The sequence below is a fragment of the Polynucleobacter sp. MWH-UH24A genome, from assembly GCF_018687475.1.
Lineage (GTDB): Bacteria > Pseudomonadota > Gammaproteobacteria > Burkholderiales > Burkholderiaceae > Polynucleobacter.
In genome coordinates, this window is record NZ_CP061292.1 from 49,965 (window position 1) to 65,196 (window position 15,232).

Sequence of the window (15,232 nt, forward strand, 5' to 3'; positions counted from 1 at the left end):
GATTAGCTAAATAAAAGGCACCCAAAATGGCAAAAGAAAAATTTGAACGGACTAAACCCCATGTGAACGTTGGCACCATTGGTCACGTCGACCACGGTAAGACCACGCTCACCGCAGCAATTACCACCGTGCTCTCTAAGCTCTTTGGTGGCGAAGCCAAAGCGTACGATCAGATCGATGCGGCTCCCGAAGAGAAGGCCCGTGGTATTACGATTAATACTGCCCACGTTGAGTACGAGACCAAGAACCGTCACTACGCGCACGTCGATTGCCCAGGCCATGCCGACTACGTGAAGAACATGATTACCGGTGCAGCGCAGATGGACGGCGCCATTTTGGTGGTCTCGGCCGCTGACGGCCCCATGCCCCAAACCCGTGAGCACATCCTCTTGGCTCGCCAAGTGGGCGTGCCTTACATCATCGTGTTTATGAACAAATGCGATATGGTGGACGACGCTGAACTCTTAGAACTCGTGGAGATGGAAGTGCGTGAGCTGCTCTCCAAGTACGAGTTCCCAGGCGACGATACCCCGATCGTCAAGGGCTCTGCCAAGCTTGCCTTAGAAGGCGACAAGGGTGAGCTCGGTGAAGGCGCGATCATGAAGCTTGCCGAAGCCTTAGACAGCTATATCCCCAATCCCGAGCGCGCGATTGATGGCGCGTTCTTGATGCCAGTCGAAGACGTGTTCTCGATCTCTGGTCGTGGCACCGTGGTGACCGGTCGTGTCGAGCGCGGGATTGTGAAAGTCGGTGAAGAGATTGAGATCGTGGGCATTAAGCCAACACTGAAGACCACCTGTACTGGCGTGGAGATGTTCCGTAAACTGCTCGATCAAGGTCAAGCCGGCGACAACGTTGGTATTCTTTTGCGCGGTACCAAGCGCGAAGAAGTCGAGCGTGGCCAAGTATTAGCCAAGCCGGGCTCGATTACTCCCCACACCCACTTTACCGCCGAGGTTTATGTGTTGTCCAAAGATGAGGGCGGTCGTCATACCCCCTTCTTTAACAACTACCGTCCTCAGTTTTACTTCCGTACCACCGATGTCACCGGCTCGATTGAGTTGCCAAAAGACAAAGAAATGGTGATGCCTGGCGATAACGTCACCATCACCGTGAAGCTCATTGCCCCCATCGCCATGGAAGAGGGCTTGCGCTTTGCGATCCGTGAAGGCGGTCGTACCGTCGGTGCGGGCGTGGTTGCGAAGATTTTGGCTTAATTGTTTTGCACGATTGGGAATATTTGTGCTGCAGATATTCCCTTGCTCTTTAGTTGGATGATTAACGCGGCAGCACCGCACTGCTCTTTGGAATAACTATGCAAAACCAGAAAATTAGAATTCGTTTAAAGGCGTTTGATTATCGATTGATCGATCAATCTGCTGCTGAGATTGTGGATACTGCAAAGCGGACTGGTGCCGTTGTCAAGGGTCCAATCCCTTTGCCAACCCGCATTGAGCGCTTTGATTTGTTACGTTCTCCTCATGTGAACAAGACTTCACGTGACCAGATGGAGATTCGTACGCACCTTCGTTTGATGGACATTGTCGATCCAACCGAGAAAACGGTAGACGCCCTCATGAAGTTGGATTTGCCAGCCGGTGTAGATGTTGAAATCAAGCTTCAGTAAGCTAGGTTGCCCGAAAGTTTGTTAGTTTTGCTTTTTTAGGCTAGAATTGAAGGCTTTTCGTTGTTTTGAAAAGCATATTTTGTAGTATTTAAATTGTAAGTGCTTGTTTTATATAAATATTTTTATATAAAACGGGTTAAATTAAATTTCCGCTGACCAATCGAAGTCAGCATTGGAGTAAGAATATGAGCTTAGGCTTGATCGGCCGTAAGGTCGGCATGACCCGTCTGTTTACGGATGAAGGGGAAGCAATACCTGTCACCGTGATTGATGTGAGCGATAACCGGGTTGCTCAAGTAAAAACCCAAGCAACGGATGGCTACGATGCCGTTCAGTTGGCTCACGGAACACGCCGCGCTAGCCGCGTTACCAAGGCGATGGCCGGACACTTTGCAAAAGCAGGTGTGATGGCTGGCAATGCCTTAAATGAATTCCATGTTGATGCTGAAAAATTGGCCGAGATGAAGCCTGGTCAAGTTGTTGGCGTTGATGTTTTTGCTGCTGGTCAAAAAGTGGATGTGCAAGGCGTAACGATCGGTAAGGGCTACGCTGGAACGATTAAGCGCTACCACTTCGCCTCTGGTCGTGCGAGTCATGGTAACTCCCGTTCACACAATGTTCCAGGCTCTATTGGTATGGCGCAAGATCCAGGCCGCGTTTTTCCTGGTAAGCGCATGACCGGTCATTTGGGTGATGTAACCCGTACGGTTCAAAATCTCGTGATTGCTCGCATTGATGCGGAGCGCAATCTAATTATGGTCAAGGGCGCCGTTCCCGGTGCTCCTGGTGGAAAAGTACTTGTGACCCCAGCTGTTAAAGCTGCGGCAAAGAAATAAGGAGAAGATATGGAACTCAAGCTTCTCCAAGATAACGGTCAACTAGGCGCTGGTGTACAAGCCTCACCCGAAGTATTTGAGCGTGAGTACAACGAGGCACTGGTTCATCAAATCGTAGTTGCTTATCAAGCGAATGCACGTAGCGGTAATCGTGCCCAAAAAGATCGTGAACAGGTTAAGCACAGCACGAAAAAACCATGGCGCCAAAAAGGCACTGGTCGCGCTCGTGCTGGTATGAGCTCCTCGCCATTGTGGCGCGGAGGCGGTCGGATATTCCCGAACTCTCCAGAAGAAAATTTTTCGCACAAGGTCAACAAGAAAATGTATCGCGCTGGTATGCGCTCTATCCTTTCTCAGTTGGCACGGGAAGGTCGTTTAAATGTGGTTGATCAATTCAATCTAGACGCGCCTAAGACAAAACTATTGGCTGAAAAAGTAAAGGGTATGGGTCTTGAGTCCGTACTAATTATTTTGGATGAAGTTAGTGAGAATCTTTATCTTGCTTCTCGTAATTTGCATAAAGTTGCTGTGGTTGAACCTCAACATGCGGATCCTTTGTCATTAGTTCAGTTTCAAAAAGTATTGGTGAGCAAAGCAGCGATCGCCAAGATGGAGGAGTTGCTGAAATGAGCCAAATACGTAAAAACGATCATCGTCTCATGCAAATTTTGCTTGGACCTATTGTTTCTGAGAAAGCGACGATGGTTGCCGAAAAGAACGAGCAGGTGATTTTTCAGGTTGCGCGCGATGCAAATAAGCTTGATATAAAACAGGCCGTTGAATTGCTTTTCAAGGTCGAAGTGGAGTCTGTGCAAATCGTTAATCAAAAAGGTAAGCCAAAGCGCTTTGGCCGATTTGAGGGACGACGCGATCATGCAAAGAAAGCCTATGTCAATCTGAAGCCTGGTCAAGAAATTAACTTTGAAGCGGAGGCAAATTAATTATGCCGCTTATGAAAACTAAACCGACCTCACCAGGTCGTCGTTCAATGGTCAAGGTGGTCAATCCTGATCTGCACAAAGGCAAGCCTTTCGCAGCCTTGGTTGAGCCACAATTCCAAAAAGCTGGTCGTAACAATAATGGCCACATTACGACACGTCACAAAGGCGGTGGTCACAAGCATCACTACCGCATGGTCGACTTTAAGCGCAACGATAAGGATGGTATCGCTGCTAAGGTTGAGCGCCTAGAATACGATCCTAACCGTAGCGCTAATATTGCGCTTCTGGTCTTTGCCGACGGTGAGCGTCGCTACATCATTGCCTCAAAGGGAATGACTGTTGGTCAGCAAGTGATGAACGGTGCCGAGGCTCCGATCAAAGCAGGAAATAATTTACCAATTCGGAATATTCCAATTGGTAGCACGATCCATTGTGTTGAGATGTTGCCTGGAAAGGGTGCGCAAATCGCTCGTTCTGCCGGTAGCTCAGCAGTGTTGTTGGCCCGCGAAGGTGTGTATGGCCAGGTTCGTTTGCGCTCCGGAGAAGTACGCCGTATTTTGATCGATTGCCGAGCCACGATTGGTGAAGTAGGCAATGAAGAGCATAGTTTGCGTCAGATTGGTAAAGCAGGTGCAACCCGTTGGCGCGGTATTCGTCCAACAGTGCGTGGTGTAGCCATGAACCCAATCGATCACCCTCATGGTGGTGGCGAAGGACGAACTGGCGAAGGCCGTGTACCCGTCTCTCCATGGGGAACCCCAACGAAGGGCTATCGTACCCGTCGCAATAAACGTACAACGACCATGATTGTTCAGCGTCGTCAAAAGCGTTAATGGATAAGGAATAGATAAATGACTCGTTCTGCGAAAAAAGGCCCTTTCTGCGATGCCAGCCTTGTGAAAAAGGTTGAGACCGCTCAGGCCAATAAAGATAAGAAGCCAATTAAGACATGGTCGCGTCGTTCGACCATTCTTCCTGACTTCATTGGATTAACAATCGCTGTTCACAACGGTAAACAGCATGTTCCAGTTTATGTTTCTGAAAACATGGTTGGACACAAGCTTGGTGAGTTTGCTTTGACGCGCACGTTCAAAGGACACTCTGCCGACAAGAAAGTAGTGAAGAAGTAAGGGGATGATGATGGAAGTTAAAGCTATTCACCGCGGCGCACGAATTTCTGCCCAAAAAACACGTTTAGTGGCAGATCAAATTCGAGGCTTGCCGATTTCACGCGCTATGAACATTTTGAATTTCAGCCCCAAAAAAGCTGCTTTCATTATGAAGAAGGTGGTTGAGTCCGCTATAGCCAATGCTGAGCACAATAAAGGTGCTGACATTGATGAGCTCAAAGTGTCCGCCGTGATTGTTGACAAAGCAACATCATTAAAGCGTTTTACTGCTCGAGCCAAAGGCCGCGGTAACCGCATTGAGAAACAAAGTTGTCACATTAGCGTGACCCTGAGTAATTAAGGAAAGACATGGGCCAAAAAATTAATCCAAATGGATTTCGTCTATCGGTAAGCCGTAACTGGACATCCCGTTGGTATGCCAATAGCAATGATTTTGCCAACATGCTTAAAGAGGATGTTGAGGTACGCAATTACTTGAAGAAGAAGCTAAAGAATGCTTCTGTTAGTAAAGTATTGATTGAGCGTCCTGCTAAGAATGCACGAATCACTATTTTTAGTTCGCGTCCTGGCGTCGTAATTGGCAAGAAAGGCGAAGATATTGAAGTTCTCCGCAAAGAACTGCAAAAGCGCATGGGTGTGCCTGTTCATGTCAATATTGAAGAGATTCGTAAGCCTGAAGTCGATGCCCAGTTGATTGCAGACTCAATCACTCAACAGCTTGAAAAACGCATCATGTTCCGTCGTGCCATGAAGCGTGCGATGCAAAGTGCAATGCGTCTTGGTGCTCAGGGCATCAAGATTATGTCCTCTGGTCGCTTGAATGGTGCTGAAATTGCCCGTCGCGAATGGTATCGCGAAGGTCGCGTTCCACTCCATACCCTAAAGGCTGATATTGATTACGCCACATCAGAGGCAGAAACAACATACGGCATTATTGGCGTCAAGGTTTGGGTTTACAAAGGCGACACCTTGGGTCGTGGCGCAGATGCGCAATTGACTCAAAATACAGCACCAGAGGCCCCTGTAGCCGAGGAGAAAAAACCACGTCGTGCACCTGCTAAGACTGTGCGTCGTGCAGCCGGCGCTGATTCGTCAGCCAAGCCCAGTGAAGAGAAGCCAGCGGTGAAGCCCACTGTAAAGCGGGTTCGTAAAGCGGCTGCTAGCACCGAAACGAAAAAGGCAGGAGAGTAAGCATGCTGCAACCAAAGCGTCGCAAATATCGTAAAGAACAAAAAGGTCGTAATACCGGTGTTGCCACACGCGGTAGTTCAGTTGCCTTCGGAGATTTTGGTCTGAAGGCAGTTGGCCGTGGTCGTTTAACGGCACGTCAAATTGAGTCTGCACGACGCGCAATGACCCGCCATATTAAGCGCGGCGGAAGAATCTGGATTCGGATTTTCCCAGACAAGCCAATTTCCCAAAAGCCTGCTGAAGTGCGTATGGGTAACGGAAAAGGTAACCCAGAATACTACGTAGCCGAGATTCAGCCGGGTAAGGTTCTTTATGAGATGGACGGTGTTGATGAAACTCTAGCGAGAGAGGCATTCCGTCTGGCCGCATCCAAGTTGCCCATTCAAACAACCTTTGTGATTCGTCAAATCGGCGCTTAATCAGGAATCCATCATGAAAAGCAAAGAACTCCAAAGCAAAGATTTAGGTGCTCTTAATCAAGAGTTGTCTGAATTGCTAAAAACCCATTTCAAGCTGCGTATGCAAAAAGCAACTCAGCAACTTCAAAATACTAGTCAATTGGGACAGGTAAAGCGTGACATTGCTCGCGTTAAAACCTTTATCACCCAAAAGACTATTCAGAAATAATTAGGATCGAGATATGACAGAAATCTCCAAACCCTTGCGCCGCACCTTGGTTGGTCGTGTCGTTAGCGACAAGATGCAAAAAACCGTGACTGTTCAAGTTGAGCGTCAGGTGAAGCATCCTGTAATTGGCAAATACGTTGGTAAGTCAAAAAAGTATCACGCACACGATGAGACCAATCAGTACAAGATGGGCGACACCGTGGAAATTACTGAAGGCAAGCCAATGGCTAAAACGAAGGCCTGGGTAGTAACCCGCCTGGTTGAGGCTTCCAAAGGGATTTAAGTTGAAATTTTGACAAGATATTGTCAAAACACAGTTTTTTGTAGTAGAATCAAAGGCTTTCCGTTATTAAATAGATCAAATCACGGAAATATATAGTTTTATTAAGTTGTTGATTTATAAGTAATTTTTATTAAATCCGAGCTACTTTGCAGCAATGCGATGGGCTCATAGACGGAACCAAGACTGACGCCATTGGCGTACAAGTTGGGGATTAGACAAAATGATTCAGACTGAAAGCAGGTTGCAAGTCGCCGATAACACTGGCGCGAGCGAAGTTTTGTGCATCAAAGTATTGGGCGGCTCAAAGCGCCGTTATGCCAACATTGGTGATGTCATTAAGGTTAGCGTAAAAGCTGCCGCTCCTCGTGGTCGAGTTAAAAAAGGCGATATTTATAACGCAGTAGTTGTTCGGACTGCGAAAGGCGTTCGTCGTCCAGACGGCTCTTTAATTAAATTTGATGAGAACGCTGCTGTTTTGCTAAATGCAAAGCTTGAGCCGATTGGTACTCGTATTTTTGGACCAGTCACGCGTGAGCTGCGTACAGAGCGTTTCATGAAGATCGTTTCTCTTGCCCCAGAAGTTATTTAAAGAGGTCACTATGAAAAAGATTCGTAAAGGCGACTCCGTGATTGTTATTACTGGGCGTGATAAGGGAAAAAAAGGAACGGTTACCGGAATTCTCGAAAACAAATTTGTGGTTGAGGGCGTGAACATTTACAAAAAGAACGTGAAGCCCAATCCCAACGATGGAACCACTGGCGGAACGGTAGATAAGACCATGCCAATCGCCGCTTCGAATATTGCATTAGTAGATGCAAACGGAAAGCCATCCCGTGTTGGCATTAAGTTAGTTGATGGCAAAAAAGTGCGTTATTTAAAAACCACTGGCGCGACGTTAAGCGCTTAAGGTTCGGAGAAATTATGAGCACCCGTTTACAAGAGCATTACAAAAATACAGTTGTTACAAACTTGATGCAGCAGTTTGGCTACAAGTCTGTGATGGAGGTCCCTCGCATTACCAAAATTACCCTCAACATGGGTTTAGGTGAGGCCGTGAATGACAAAAAAGTAATCGAACACGCGGTTGGTGATCTAACCAAAGTTGCTGGTCAAAAACCAGTTATCACGAAGGCGCGTAAAGCGATTGCGGGATTTAAGATTCGCCAAGGCTACCCTATCGGTGCGATGGTTACTCTGCGAGGTACTCGCATGTATGAATTTTTAGATCGTTTTATTACGGTTTCTTTGCCACGTGTTCGCGATTTCCGCGGAATCTCTGGCAAAGCGTTTGATGGCCGTGGTAATTACAACATTGGCGTTAAAGAGCAGATTATTTTCCCTGAGATTGAGTACGACAAAATCGATGCATTGCGTGGTCTCAATATCAGTATTACAACCACCGCTAAAACCGATGAAGAAGCTAAAGCATTGTTAGCGGCGTTTAAATTTCCATTTCGCAATTAAGAGGCAAACGTGGCAAAACTATCTTTAATTGAGCGTGAGAAAAAACGCGCTAAGTTGGTTGCAAAATATACGCATAAGCGCGCTGAGCTTAAGTCGATCATTAATGACACAAGCCGTAGCGATGAAGAGCGCTATGAGGCCCGTTTGAAGCTGCAATCACTGCCGCGCAATGCGAGCCCTATTCGTCAACGTAATCGTTGTTCATTAACCGGTCGTCCACGTGGCACCTTCCGCAAATTTGGTTTAGCGCGCGGCAAGATCCGTGAGATTGCTTTCCGTGGTGAGATCCCCGGTTTAACCAAGGCCAGCTGGTAAGCGGCGAAAGAATTTAGGAGAACCCATGAGTATTAGTGATCCAATCGCCGATATGTTGACTAGAATTCGCAACGCGCAAGCGGTGCAGAAAACCTTGGTCACCATGCCGTCGTCCAAATTAAAAGTTGCTATCGCAAAAGTCTTGAAAGACGAAGGCTATATCGATAGTTATGAAATCACTGGTGAAGCAGCCAAGCCCGTATTAAAGATTGATCTCAAATACTACGCTGGCCGTCCTGTGATTGAACGAATTGAGCGAGTTTCAACTCCCAGCTTGCGTATTTACAAAGGTCGTCATGATATTCCTGAAGTGATGAATGGCTTGGGCGTTGCCATAATTTCAACACCGCAAGGTTTGATGACTGATCGCAAAGCACGCGCATCTGGCGTGGGTGGCGAAGTCATTTGCTACGTGGCTTAAGGAGAGAACGATGTCACGAGTTGGTAAATCTCCCATTACAGTGCCAAAAGGTGCTGAAATTAGTATTGCAAACGCCTTGTTAACAGTGAAAGGGCCTTTGGGTACTCTCACCCATACATTGCATCCCAGTGTTGGTGTTGAACATAAAGATGGCGTTATAACGGTTGCTATTAAAGACAACTCGCCAGAAGCGAATGCACTCTCAGGAACAACCCGAGCATTGGTCAACAACATGGTCGTTGGCGTAACCCAGGGGTTTGAGCGTAAGCTGAGCTTAGTTGGCGTGGGTTATCGTGCGCAAGCGCAAGGCAATTCCTTGAAATTGCAATTGGGTTTCTCGCACGAAATTAACTATCCACTGCCTACCGGCGTCAAAGCGGAAACCCCTTCGCAAACTGAAATCATTATTAAAGGTGCCAATAAGCAACAAGTTGGTCAGGTTGCTGCCGAAGTTCGTGCGTATCGCTCTCCAGAGCCCTATAAGGGCAAGGGCGTTCGTTATGTTGACGAAGTGGTTCACCTTAAAGAAACCAAGAAGAAGTAATTAAGTAAAGCCGAGATTCGATATGAATAAAAACGAAACAAGACAAAGACGTGCGCGTCAAACCCGTATCAAGATTGCTGAGCTATTGGCTCATCGCTTGACGGTGATTCGGAGTAATTGCCATATCTCAGCCCAGGTCTATAGCCCATGTGGTAGCAAAGTGGTTGCTGCGGCTTCGACGATGGAAAAGGATTTGCGTACATCGGTGAAAAATGGTGGAAATAGCCAAGCGGCACAAACCATTGGCAAATTAATTGCTGAACGTGCGAAAAAGGCAGGTGTTGAAAGCGTTGCTTTTGATCGTGCGGGACATCGTTACCACGGCCGCATTAAGGCCCTTGCTGAAGCTGCGCGTGAAGCCGGCTTGAAGTTCTAAGAAACGGTTTAGGAAAAAATTATGGCAAAAATGCAAACCAAAATTCAGTCTGAAGAGCGCGATGACGGTCTACGCGAGAAGATGATTGCTGTTAATCGCGTAACCAAAGTGGTTAAGGGCGGCCGTATTCTTGGCTTTGCTGCTTTGACCGTCGTTGGTGATGGTGATGGACGCATTGGAATGGGCAAAGGGAAATCGAAGGAAGTTCCAGTCGCTGTTCAAAAGGCTATGGACGAAGCTCGCCGCAAAATGATTAAGGTCCCTCTTCGTAAGGGAACGCTGCAACATTCTGTGATTGGTCAGCATGGCGCATCGCGCGTTCTGATTTCTCCCGCTAAAGAAGGTACTGGCGTGATTGCTGGTGGTCCAATGCGCGCTATTTTTGATGTGATGGGCGTAACCAACGTTGTTGCTAAGTCGATTGGCTCAACCAATCCCTACAACATGGTACGTGCAACTTTAGATGGTTTAAGCAAGATGAGTACGCCTGCAGAAATTGCTGCGAAGCGCGGAAAGTCAGTTGAAGAAATTTTGGGTTAATAGCCTGTAATCGAAAGTAAAAAATGGCAAACACACAAACAAATTCCAAGGTCAAGCTTCAGCTAGTGCGTAGCTTAATCGGTACTCGCGAGAGCCATCGTGCCACGGTTCGTGGTTTAGGCCTTGGCCGCCTCAACTCGGTTTCAGAGTTACAAGATACTCCGGCGGTCCGGGGAATGATTAATAAGGTTTCATACCTTGTGAAAGTGATCGGGTAAAGCAATGCAATTAAACACAATCAAACCTGCAGAAGGTGCTAAACGCCCACGTCGTCGTGTAGGCCGTGGTATTGGCTCTGGTCTTGGTAAAACTGCAGGTCGTGGTCATAAGGGCCAAAAGTCGCGTTCTGGTGGTTTTCATAAGGTTGGCTTTGAAGGTGGTCAGATGCCAATGTATCGCCGCTTACCGAAGCGCGGTTTTATTTCTTTAACACGTCGTTTTGTTGGTCAAGTAACCCTCGCAGATCTAGAGCGCATCGGTTTGGCTGAAGTGGATCTAGTTGCCCTTAAACAGCATGGCCTTGTTGGTGAGCAAACGAATGCTGTCAAAGTGATTAAGACCGGTGAAATTAAGCGCGCAGTCACCTTGAAGGGGTTGACTGCAAGTGTTGGTGCAAAAGCTGCTATTGAGGCTGCTGGTGGCAAGGTGCTCGCTGAGGTTTAAAGCAATTTATGGCACTCGGTTCCTCTAACGTCTCTAGTTTGACACCATCTGGAAACAAGTATGGCGACTTACGTCGCCGCTTGATTTTCTTGGTATTGGCGTTAGTTGTTTTCCGTATTGGTGCGCACATTCCAGTACCTGGAATTGATCCTGATCAGCTTTCAAAGCTCTTTAGCGAGCAAAAAGACGGTATTTTGGGAATGTTCAATTTGTTTTCAGGCGGTGCATTATCGCGCTTCACTGTATTTGCTCTGGGAATCATGCCTTACATTTCTGCATCGATCATTATGCAGTTGATGACGATTGTGATCCCTTCGCTTGAGGCAATGAAGAAGGAAGGCCAAGCTGGGCAACGCAAGATTACTCAGTACACGCGCTATGCAACGGTCTTTTTAGCCACATTCCAGGCGATTGGAATTTCTGTTGCGCTTGAGTCTCAGCCTGGCCTTGTTGTTGATCCAGGTCTCATGTTTCAACTTAGTACCGTTGTAACGCTTGTTACTGGGACAATGTTTTTAATGTGGCTTGGCGAGCAAATTACAGAGCGTGGTTTGGGTAATGGTATTTCTATGATCATTTTTGGGGGAATAATTTCCGGCTTTCCAAGTGCACTAGCAAGCCTTCTTGAGCTCGTTCGTACCGGTTCCATGAGCATCCTTTCAGCAATTTTTATCGTATTGATTGTTATTGCTGTTACCTATTTTGTGGTTTTCGTAGAGCGCGGACAGCGTCGTATTTTGGTGAACTATGCCAAGCGTCAAGTTGGCAATAAGATCTATGGTGGTCAGTCTTCCCACTTGCCTCTAAAGCTGAATATGGCCGGTGTTATTCCCCCCATCTTTGCTTCATCGATTATTTTGTTCCCAGCAACCATTGCCGGTTGGTTTACTGCAGGCGAACCAACCAATATGCTGAGTCGTATTGTGAAAGACTTGGCCGCAACTTTAGCTCCAGGTCAGCCGGTGTACATTATTTTGTATGCTACGGCGATTATTTTCTTCTGCTTTTTTTATACAGCACTGGTCTTTAATAGCCGTGATACGGCTGATAACTTAAAAAAGAGTGGAGCATTTGTCCCTGGCATTCGTCCAGGTGATCAAACGGCCCGTTACATCGACAAAATTCTGGTTCGTTTAACTTTGGCTGGTGCTATTTATATGGTTTTGGTGTGCCTATTGCCTGAGTTTTTGGTTTTGAAATACAACGTTCCTTTCTACTTTGGCGGAACATCGTTGTTAATTATTGTGGTGGTTGCGATGGACTTTATGGCCCAAGTGCAATCATTTGTGATGCAACAGCAGTACGGCTCTCTCATGAAGAAAGCCAACTTTAAGATGGGACCCACTCTCTAAGATGCCTAAAGACGATGTGATTCAGATGGCAGGGGAAATTGTTGAAAACCTTCCCAATGCCATGTTTAGGGTGAAGTTAGAGAATGGGCATGTAGTACTAGGTCATATTTCTGGGAAGATGCGGATGCATTACATCCGAATTCTGCCCGGAGATAAGGTAACTGTGGAAATGACCCCATACGATTTAACGCGCGCAAGAATTATCTTCCGTGCGAAGTAAGGATTATTAAAGAGGTGAATGATGAAAGTATTGGCATCCGTTAAATGTATTTGCCGCAATTGCAAAATCATCAAGCGTAAGCGCGTGGTGCGTGTGATCTGCTCGTCCGATCCACGCCATAAGCAGCGTCAAGGTTAATTCGGTTAAGTAGAGGAATTTATATGGCACGTATCGCTGGGGTAAATATCCCAAATCATCAACATACTGTGATTGGTTTAACCGCCATTTATGGTATTGGCAAAGCTCAGGCTCTCAAGATCTGTGAGAACACAGGTGTTGCAATCGATAAGAAAGTGAAAGATCTTACCGATGCTGAATTAGAGAAGCTTCGCGATGAAGTGGGTAAGCGCACCACAGAGGGTGATTTGCGTCGTGAAGTCACCATGAACATTAAGCGTTTAATGGATTTGGCTTGCTATCGCGGCATTCGTCATCGCAAAGGTTTGCCAGTTCGTGGCCAGAGAACGAAAACCAATGCGCGTACCCGCAAAGGCCCCCGTAAGGCCGGCGTTGCACTTAAGAAATAATTAGGAACTGATATGGCAAAAGCACAACAAACCGCCGCAAATGCAAGTGCGCAACGCGCTCGTAAAAAGGTAAAAAAGAACGTCGCTGATGGCATTGCCCACGTGCATGCATCGTTTAACAATACCATTGTGACCATTACGGATCGTCAAGGAAACGCCCTGTCGTGGGCAACTTCAGGCGGTCAGGGATTTAAGGGTTCGCGCAAGTCAACTCCATTTGCAGCTCAGGTTGCTGCGGAAGTGGCTGGTAAGGCAGCAATTGAGTGCGGGATTAAGAATTTAGAGGTCCAAATTAAGGGCCCCGGTCCTGGTCGTGAGTCGGCAGTTCGTGCATTGAACTCGTTAGGGATCAAGATTGTTGAAATCCAGGATGTAACGCCGGTTCCACATAATGGTTGCCGCCCTCCAAAGCGTCGCCGTATCTAATTTTTGCAGTACCAAGCCGCTGGCTATGCCAGCAATTGTTTAATAAGCCCACCGTTCGCTGGTAGTTACAGCGAACTCACCTCGGTAAACATCGAGGCATAGAAAGGAAGAAATCGTGGCACGTTACTTAGGCCCTAAAGCCAAACTATCTCGTCGGGAAGGTACCGACTTATTTTTAAAGAGCGCTCGCCGTGCTTTATCGGACAAGTGCAAATTAGACAGTAAGCCTGGTCAGCACGGTCGCACTTCAGGTGCACGTACTTCTGACTTCGGTAATCAGTTGCGTGAAAAGCAAAAGGTAAAGCGTATTTATGGCGTGCTCGAGCGTCAATTCCGACGCTACTTTGCTGAAGCGGAGCGTCGCAAAGGTAATACTGGTGAGACCTTACTGCAGCTTCTCGAGTCCCGTTTAGATAATGTGGTTTATCGCATGGGCTTTGGCTCAACTCGCGCTGAAGCACGTCAGTTGGTATCGCATGCAGCAATTACTGTAAATGGGCAAGTAGTTAATATTCCATCGATGCAGGTTCGTCCTGGTGATGTGATTGCGATTCGTGAGAAGGCAAAAAAACAAAACCGAATTCAAGAAGCTTTAAATCTTGCTTCCCAAGTCGGCGCAATTAATTGGGTTAGCGTTGATGCTAGCAAGCTCGAGGGAACGTTTAAACAAGTACCAGATCGCGATGAAATCAGTGGTGATATCAACGAAAGTTTGATCGTCGAATTGTATTCACGCTAATACTGCACCTCTTAAGGAAAAGATATCTATGCAAACAAATTTGCTTAAACCAAAAATCATTTCTGTTGAAGCACTCGGTGCGAATCAGGCTAAAGTTGTCATGGAGCCGTTTGAGCGTGGCTATGGCCATACGCTTGGTAATGCATTACGTCGTGTTTTGTTGTCTTCCATGGTTGGCTTTGCTCCAACCGAAGTAGCGATTGCAGGCGTTGTTCATGAGTATTCCACCTTGGATGGCGTTCAGGAAGATGTTGTTAACCTGCTCCTCAACCTAAAAGGCGTTGTCTTTAAATTGCAATCTCGTGATGAGGTGACGATCAATTTGCGTAAAGAAGGTCCTGGTGTGGTCTGTGCCAAGGATATTGATCTTCCGCATGATGTTGAAATCATCAACCCTGAACATGTTATTGCTCATTTGGCTGCAGGCGGTAAGCTCGATATGCAGATCAAGGTTGAAAAGGGTCGTGGATACGTACCAGGTAATATGCGCCAATATCAAGATGAAGCGACTAAGCTAATTGGACGCATTGTTTTGGATGCCTCGTTTAGCCCGATTAATCGCGTTAGCTATGCCGTTGAGTCTGCTCGTGTTGAGCAACGTACCGATTTAGATCGTTTGGTAATGACGATTGAAACCAATGGCGTGATCTCGCCTGAAGAATCAATCCGTCAAGCCGCAAGTATTTTAGTAGACCAATTGGTCGTATTTGCTGCCTTAGAGAGCAGTCAGGTGAGTGGCGAGTTGGCTCCAAGTCGCTCGACGATGGTCGATCCATTATTGATGCGACCGGTCGATGATTTAGAGTTGACCGTTCGATCAGCGAACTGCTTAAAGGCTGAAAACATCTATTACATTGGTGATTTAATTCAGCGTACTGAAAATGAACTACTCAAGACACCTAATTTGGGTCGCAAGTCCTTGAACGAAATCAAGGACGTGTTGGCAGCCCGTGGTTTAAGTCTTGGGATGAAGCTCGACAGCTGGCCTCCAGCAACCCTCGGGCAATAA

The 15,232-nt window shown here is 46.9% G+C and carries 29 protein-coding genes; all 29 read left to right on the forward strand.

Going from position 1 to position 15,232, the window contains the following annotated elements:
- Positions 1–26 precede the first annotated feature (26 nt).
- The 29 genes from tuf (at position 27) to rpoA (ending at position 15,232) form a co-directional block, all read left to right on the forward strand.
- The gene (gene tuf / locus ICV32_RS00255) at positions 27–1,217 is read left to right on the forward strand and encodes an elongation factor Tu (protein ID WP_108507569.1); all 1,191 of its coding nucleotides are present in this window, start codon (positions 27–29) and stop codon (positions 1,215–1,217) included.
- Between the two features lie 98 nt (positions 1,218–1,315).
- On the forward strand, positions 1,316–1,627 hold the full coding sequence (gene rpsJ, locus ICV32_RS00260; protein WP_108507581.1) for a 30S ribosomal protein S10: 312 nt from the start codon (positions 1,316–1,318) through the stop codon (positions 1,625–1,627).
- Positions 1,628–1,812: 185 nt separating this feature from the next.
- Positions 1,813–2,463 carry a 50S ribosomal protein L3 gene (gene rplC / locus ICV32_RS00265; RefSeq protein ID WP_215370813.1) on the forward strand — a complete coding sequence of 217 codons (651 nt, stop codon included), beginning with the start codon at positions 1,813–1,815 and terminating at the stop codon, positions 2,461–2,463.
- A 9-nt stretch (positions 2,464–2,472) separates the two neighbouring features.
- A complete protein-coding gene (gene rplD, locus ICV32_RS00270; RefSeq protein ID WP_108507583.1) occupies positions 2,473–3,093 on the forward strand; it encodes a 50S ribosomal protein L4 in 621 nt (206 codons plus the stop codon).
- Positions 3,090–3,404: a 50S ribosomal protein L23 gene (rplW, locus tag ICV32_RS00275; protein ID WP_215370816.1), complete on the forward strand. Its 315-nt coding sequence runs from the start codon at positions 3,090–3,092 to the stop codon at positions 3,402–3,404. Before rplD ends, rplW begins: the two co-directional genes overlap by 4 nt.
- Positions 3,405–3,406: 2 nt before the next feature.
- Positions 3,407–4,237 carry a 50S ribosomal protein L2 gene (gene rplB, locus ICV32_RS00280; protein WP_108507585.1) on the forward strand — a complete coding sequence of 277 codons (831 nt, stop codon included), beginning with the start codon at positions 3,407–3,409 and terminating at the stop codon, positions 4,235–4,237.
- 18 nt (positions 4,238–4,255) lie between these two features.
- Positions 4,256–4,534 carry a 30S ribosomal protein S19 gene (gene rpsS / locus ICV32_RS00285; RefSeq protein ID WP_108507586.1) on the forward strand — a complete coding sequence of 93 codons (279 nt, stop codon included), beginning with the start codon at positions 4,256–4,258 and terminating at the stop codon, positions 4,532–4,534.
- 7 nt (positions 4,535–4,541) lie between these two features.
- Entirely contained in the window at positions 4,542–4,874 is a 333-nt protein-coding gene (rplV, locus tag ICV32_RS00290; protein WP_199908528.1) for a 50S ribosomal protein L22, read from the forward strand.
- 8 nt (positions 4,875–4,882) lie between these two features.
- Entirely contained in the window at positions 4,883–5,725 is an 843-nt protein-coding gene (gene rpsC / locus ICV32_RS00295) for a 30S ribosomal protein S3 (protein ID WP_215370818.1), read from the forward strand.
- 2 nt (positions 5,726–5,727) lie between these two features.
- Positions 5,728–6,144, forward strand: a complete 417-nt coding sequence (gene rplP / locus ICV32_RS00300; protein WP_108507588.1) for a 50S ribosomal protein L16 — start codon at positions 5,728–5,730, stop codon at positions 6,142–6,144.
- A gap of 13 nt (positions 6,145–6,157) precedes the next feature.
- Positions 6,158–6,352 carry a 50S ribosomal protein L29 gene (gene rpmC, locus ICV32_RS00305; protein WP_108507589.1) on the forward strand — a complete coding sequence of 65 codons (195 nt, stop codon included), beginning with the start codon at positions 6,158–6,160 and terminating at the stop codon, positions 6,350–6,352.
- 13 nt (positions 6,353–6,365) lie between these two features.
- Entirely contained in the window at positions 6,366–6,635 is a 270-nt protein-coding gene (rpsQ, locus tag ICV32_RS00310) for a 30S ribosomal protein S17 (protein WP_108507590.1), read from the forward strand.
- A gap of 220 nt (positions 6,636–6,855) precedes the next feature.
- A complete protein-coding gene (rplN, locus tag ICV32_RS00315; protein ID WP_108507591.1) occupies positions 6,856–7,224 on the forward strand; it encodes a 50S ribosomal protein L14 in 369 nt (122 codons plus the stop codon).
- A gap of 10 nt (positions 7,225–7,234) precedes the next feature.
- Complete coding sequence (gene rplX, locus ICV32_RS00320; RefSeq protein ID WP_215370820.1) at positions 7,235–7,543, forward strand: 50S ribosomal protein L24; 309 nt, start codon at positions 7,235–7,237, stop codon at positions 7,541–7,543.
- A gap of 14 nt (positions 7,544–7,557) precedes the next feature.
- On the forward strand, positions 7,558–8,100 hold the full coding sequence (rplE, locus tag ICV32_RS00325) for a 50S ribosomal protein L5 (RefSeq protein WP_215370823.1): 543 nt from the start codon (positions 7,558–7,560) through the stop codon (positions 8,098–8,100).
- A gap of 9 nt (positions 8,101–8,109) precedes the next feature.
- Entirely contained in the window at positions 8,110–8,415 is a 306-nt protein-coding gene (rpsN, locus tag ICV32_RS00330) for a 30S ribosomal protein S14 (RefSeq protein ID WP_215370825.1), read from the forward strand.
- A gap of 25 nt (positions 8,416–8,440) precedes the next feature.
- Positions 8,441–8,836, forward strand: a complete 396-nt coding sequence (gene rpsH, locus ICV32_RS00335) for a 30S ribosomal protein S8 (protein WP_215370828.1) — start codon at positions 8,441–8,443, stop codon at positions 8,834–8,836.
- Between the two features lie 10 nt (positions 8,837–8,846).
- Entirely contained in the window at positions 8,847–9,380 is a 534-nt protein-coding gene (gene rplF / locus ICV32_RS00340) for a 50S ribosomal protein L6 (protein WP_215370830.1), read from the forward strand.
- A 22-nt stretch (positions 9,381–9,402) separates the two neighbouring features.
- The gene (rplR, locus tag ICV32_RS00345; protein ID WP_215370832.1) at positions 9,403–9,756 is read left to right on the forward strand and encodes a 50S ribosomal protein L18; all 354 of its coding nucleotides are present in this window, start codon (positions 9,403–9,405) and stop codon (positions 9,754–9,756) included.
- Positions 9,757–9,777: 21 nt separating this feature from the next.
- A complete protein-coding gene (gene rpsE, locus ICV32_RS00350) occupies positions 9,778–10,296 on the forward strand; it encodes a 30S ribosomal protein S5 (RefSeq protein WP_108507598.1) in 519 nt (172 codons plus the stop codon).
- A 23-nt stretch (positions 10,297–10,319) separates the two neighbouring features.
- Positions 10,320–10,514, forward strand: coding sequence for a 50S ribosomal protein L30 (gene rpmD / locus ICV32_RS00355; RefSeq protein WP_215370834.1), 195 nt, complete (start codon positions 10,320–10,322; stop codon positions 10,512–10,514).
- A gap of 4 nt (positions 10,515–10,518) precedes the next feature.
- Positions 10,519–10,959: a 50S ribosomal protein L15 gene (rplO, locus tag ICV32_RS00360; RefSeq protein ID WP_215370836.1), complete on the forward strand. Its 441-nt coding sequence runs from the start codon at positions 10,519–10,521 to the stop codon at positions 10,957–10,959.
- An 8-nt stretch (positions 10,960–10,967) separates the two neighbouring features.
- On the forward strand, positions 10,968–12,311 hold the full coding sequence (gene secY / locus ICV32_RS00365) for a preprotein translocase subunit SecY (RefSeq protein WP_215370838.1): 1,344 nt from the start codon (positions 10,968–10,970) through the stop codon (positions 12,309–12,311).
- Position 12,312: 1 nt separating this feature from the next.
- Complete coding sequence (infA, locus tag ICV32_RS00370) at positions 12,313–12,531, forward strand: translation initiation factor IF-1 (RefSeq protein WP_108507601.1); 219 nt, start codon at positions 12,313–12,315, stop codon at positions 12,529–12,531.
- A 21-nt stretch (positions 12,532–12,552) separates the two neighbouring features.
- A complete protein-coding gene (gene rpmJ / locus ICV32_RS00375) occupies positions 12,553–12,669 on the forward strand; it encodes a 50S ribosomal protein L36 (RefSeq protein WP_096673338.1) in 117 nt (38 codons plus the stop codon).
- Positions 12,670–12,692: 23 nt separating this feature from the next.
- Positions 12,693–13,058, forward strand: coding sequence for a 30S ribosomal protein S13 (gene rpsM, locus ICV32_RS00380; RefSeq protein WP_108507602.1), 366 nt, complete (start codon positions 12,693–12,695; stop codon positions 13,056–13,058).
- A 12-nt stretch (positions 13,059–13,070) separates the two neighbouring features.
- Positions 13,071–13,484: a 30S ribosomal protein S11 gene (gene rpsK, locus ICV32_RS00385; protein WP_108507603.1), complete on the forward strand. Its 414-nt coding sequence runs from the start codon at positions 13,071–13,073 to the stop codon at positions 13,482–13,484.
- 115 nt (positions 13,485–13,599) lie between these two features.
- A complete protein-coding gene (rpsD, locus tag ICV32_RS00390) occupies positions 13,600–14,223 on the forward strand; it encodes a 30S ribosomal protein S4 (RefSeq protein ID WP_215370840.1) in 624 nt (207 codons plus the stop codon).
- A 28-nt stretch (positions 14,224–14,251) separates the two neighbouring features.
- Complete coding sequence (gene rpoA / locus ICV32_RS00395; RefSeq protein ID WP_215370842.1) at positions 14,252–15,232, forward strand: DNA-directed RNA polymerase subunit alpha; 981 nt, start codon at positions 14,252–14,254, stop codon at positions 15,230–15,232.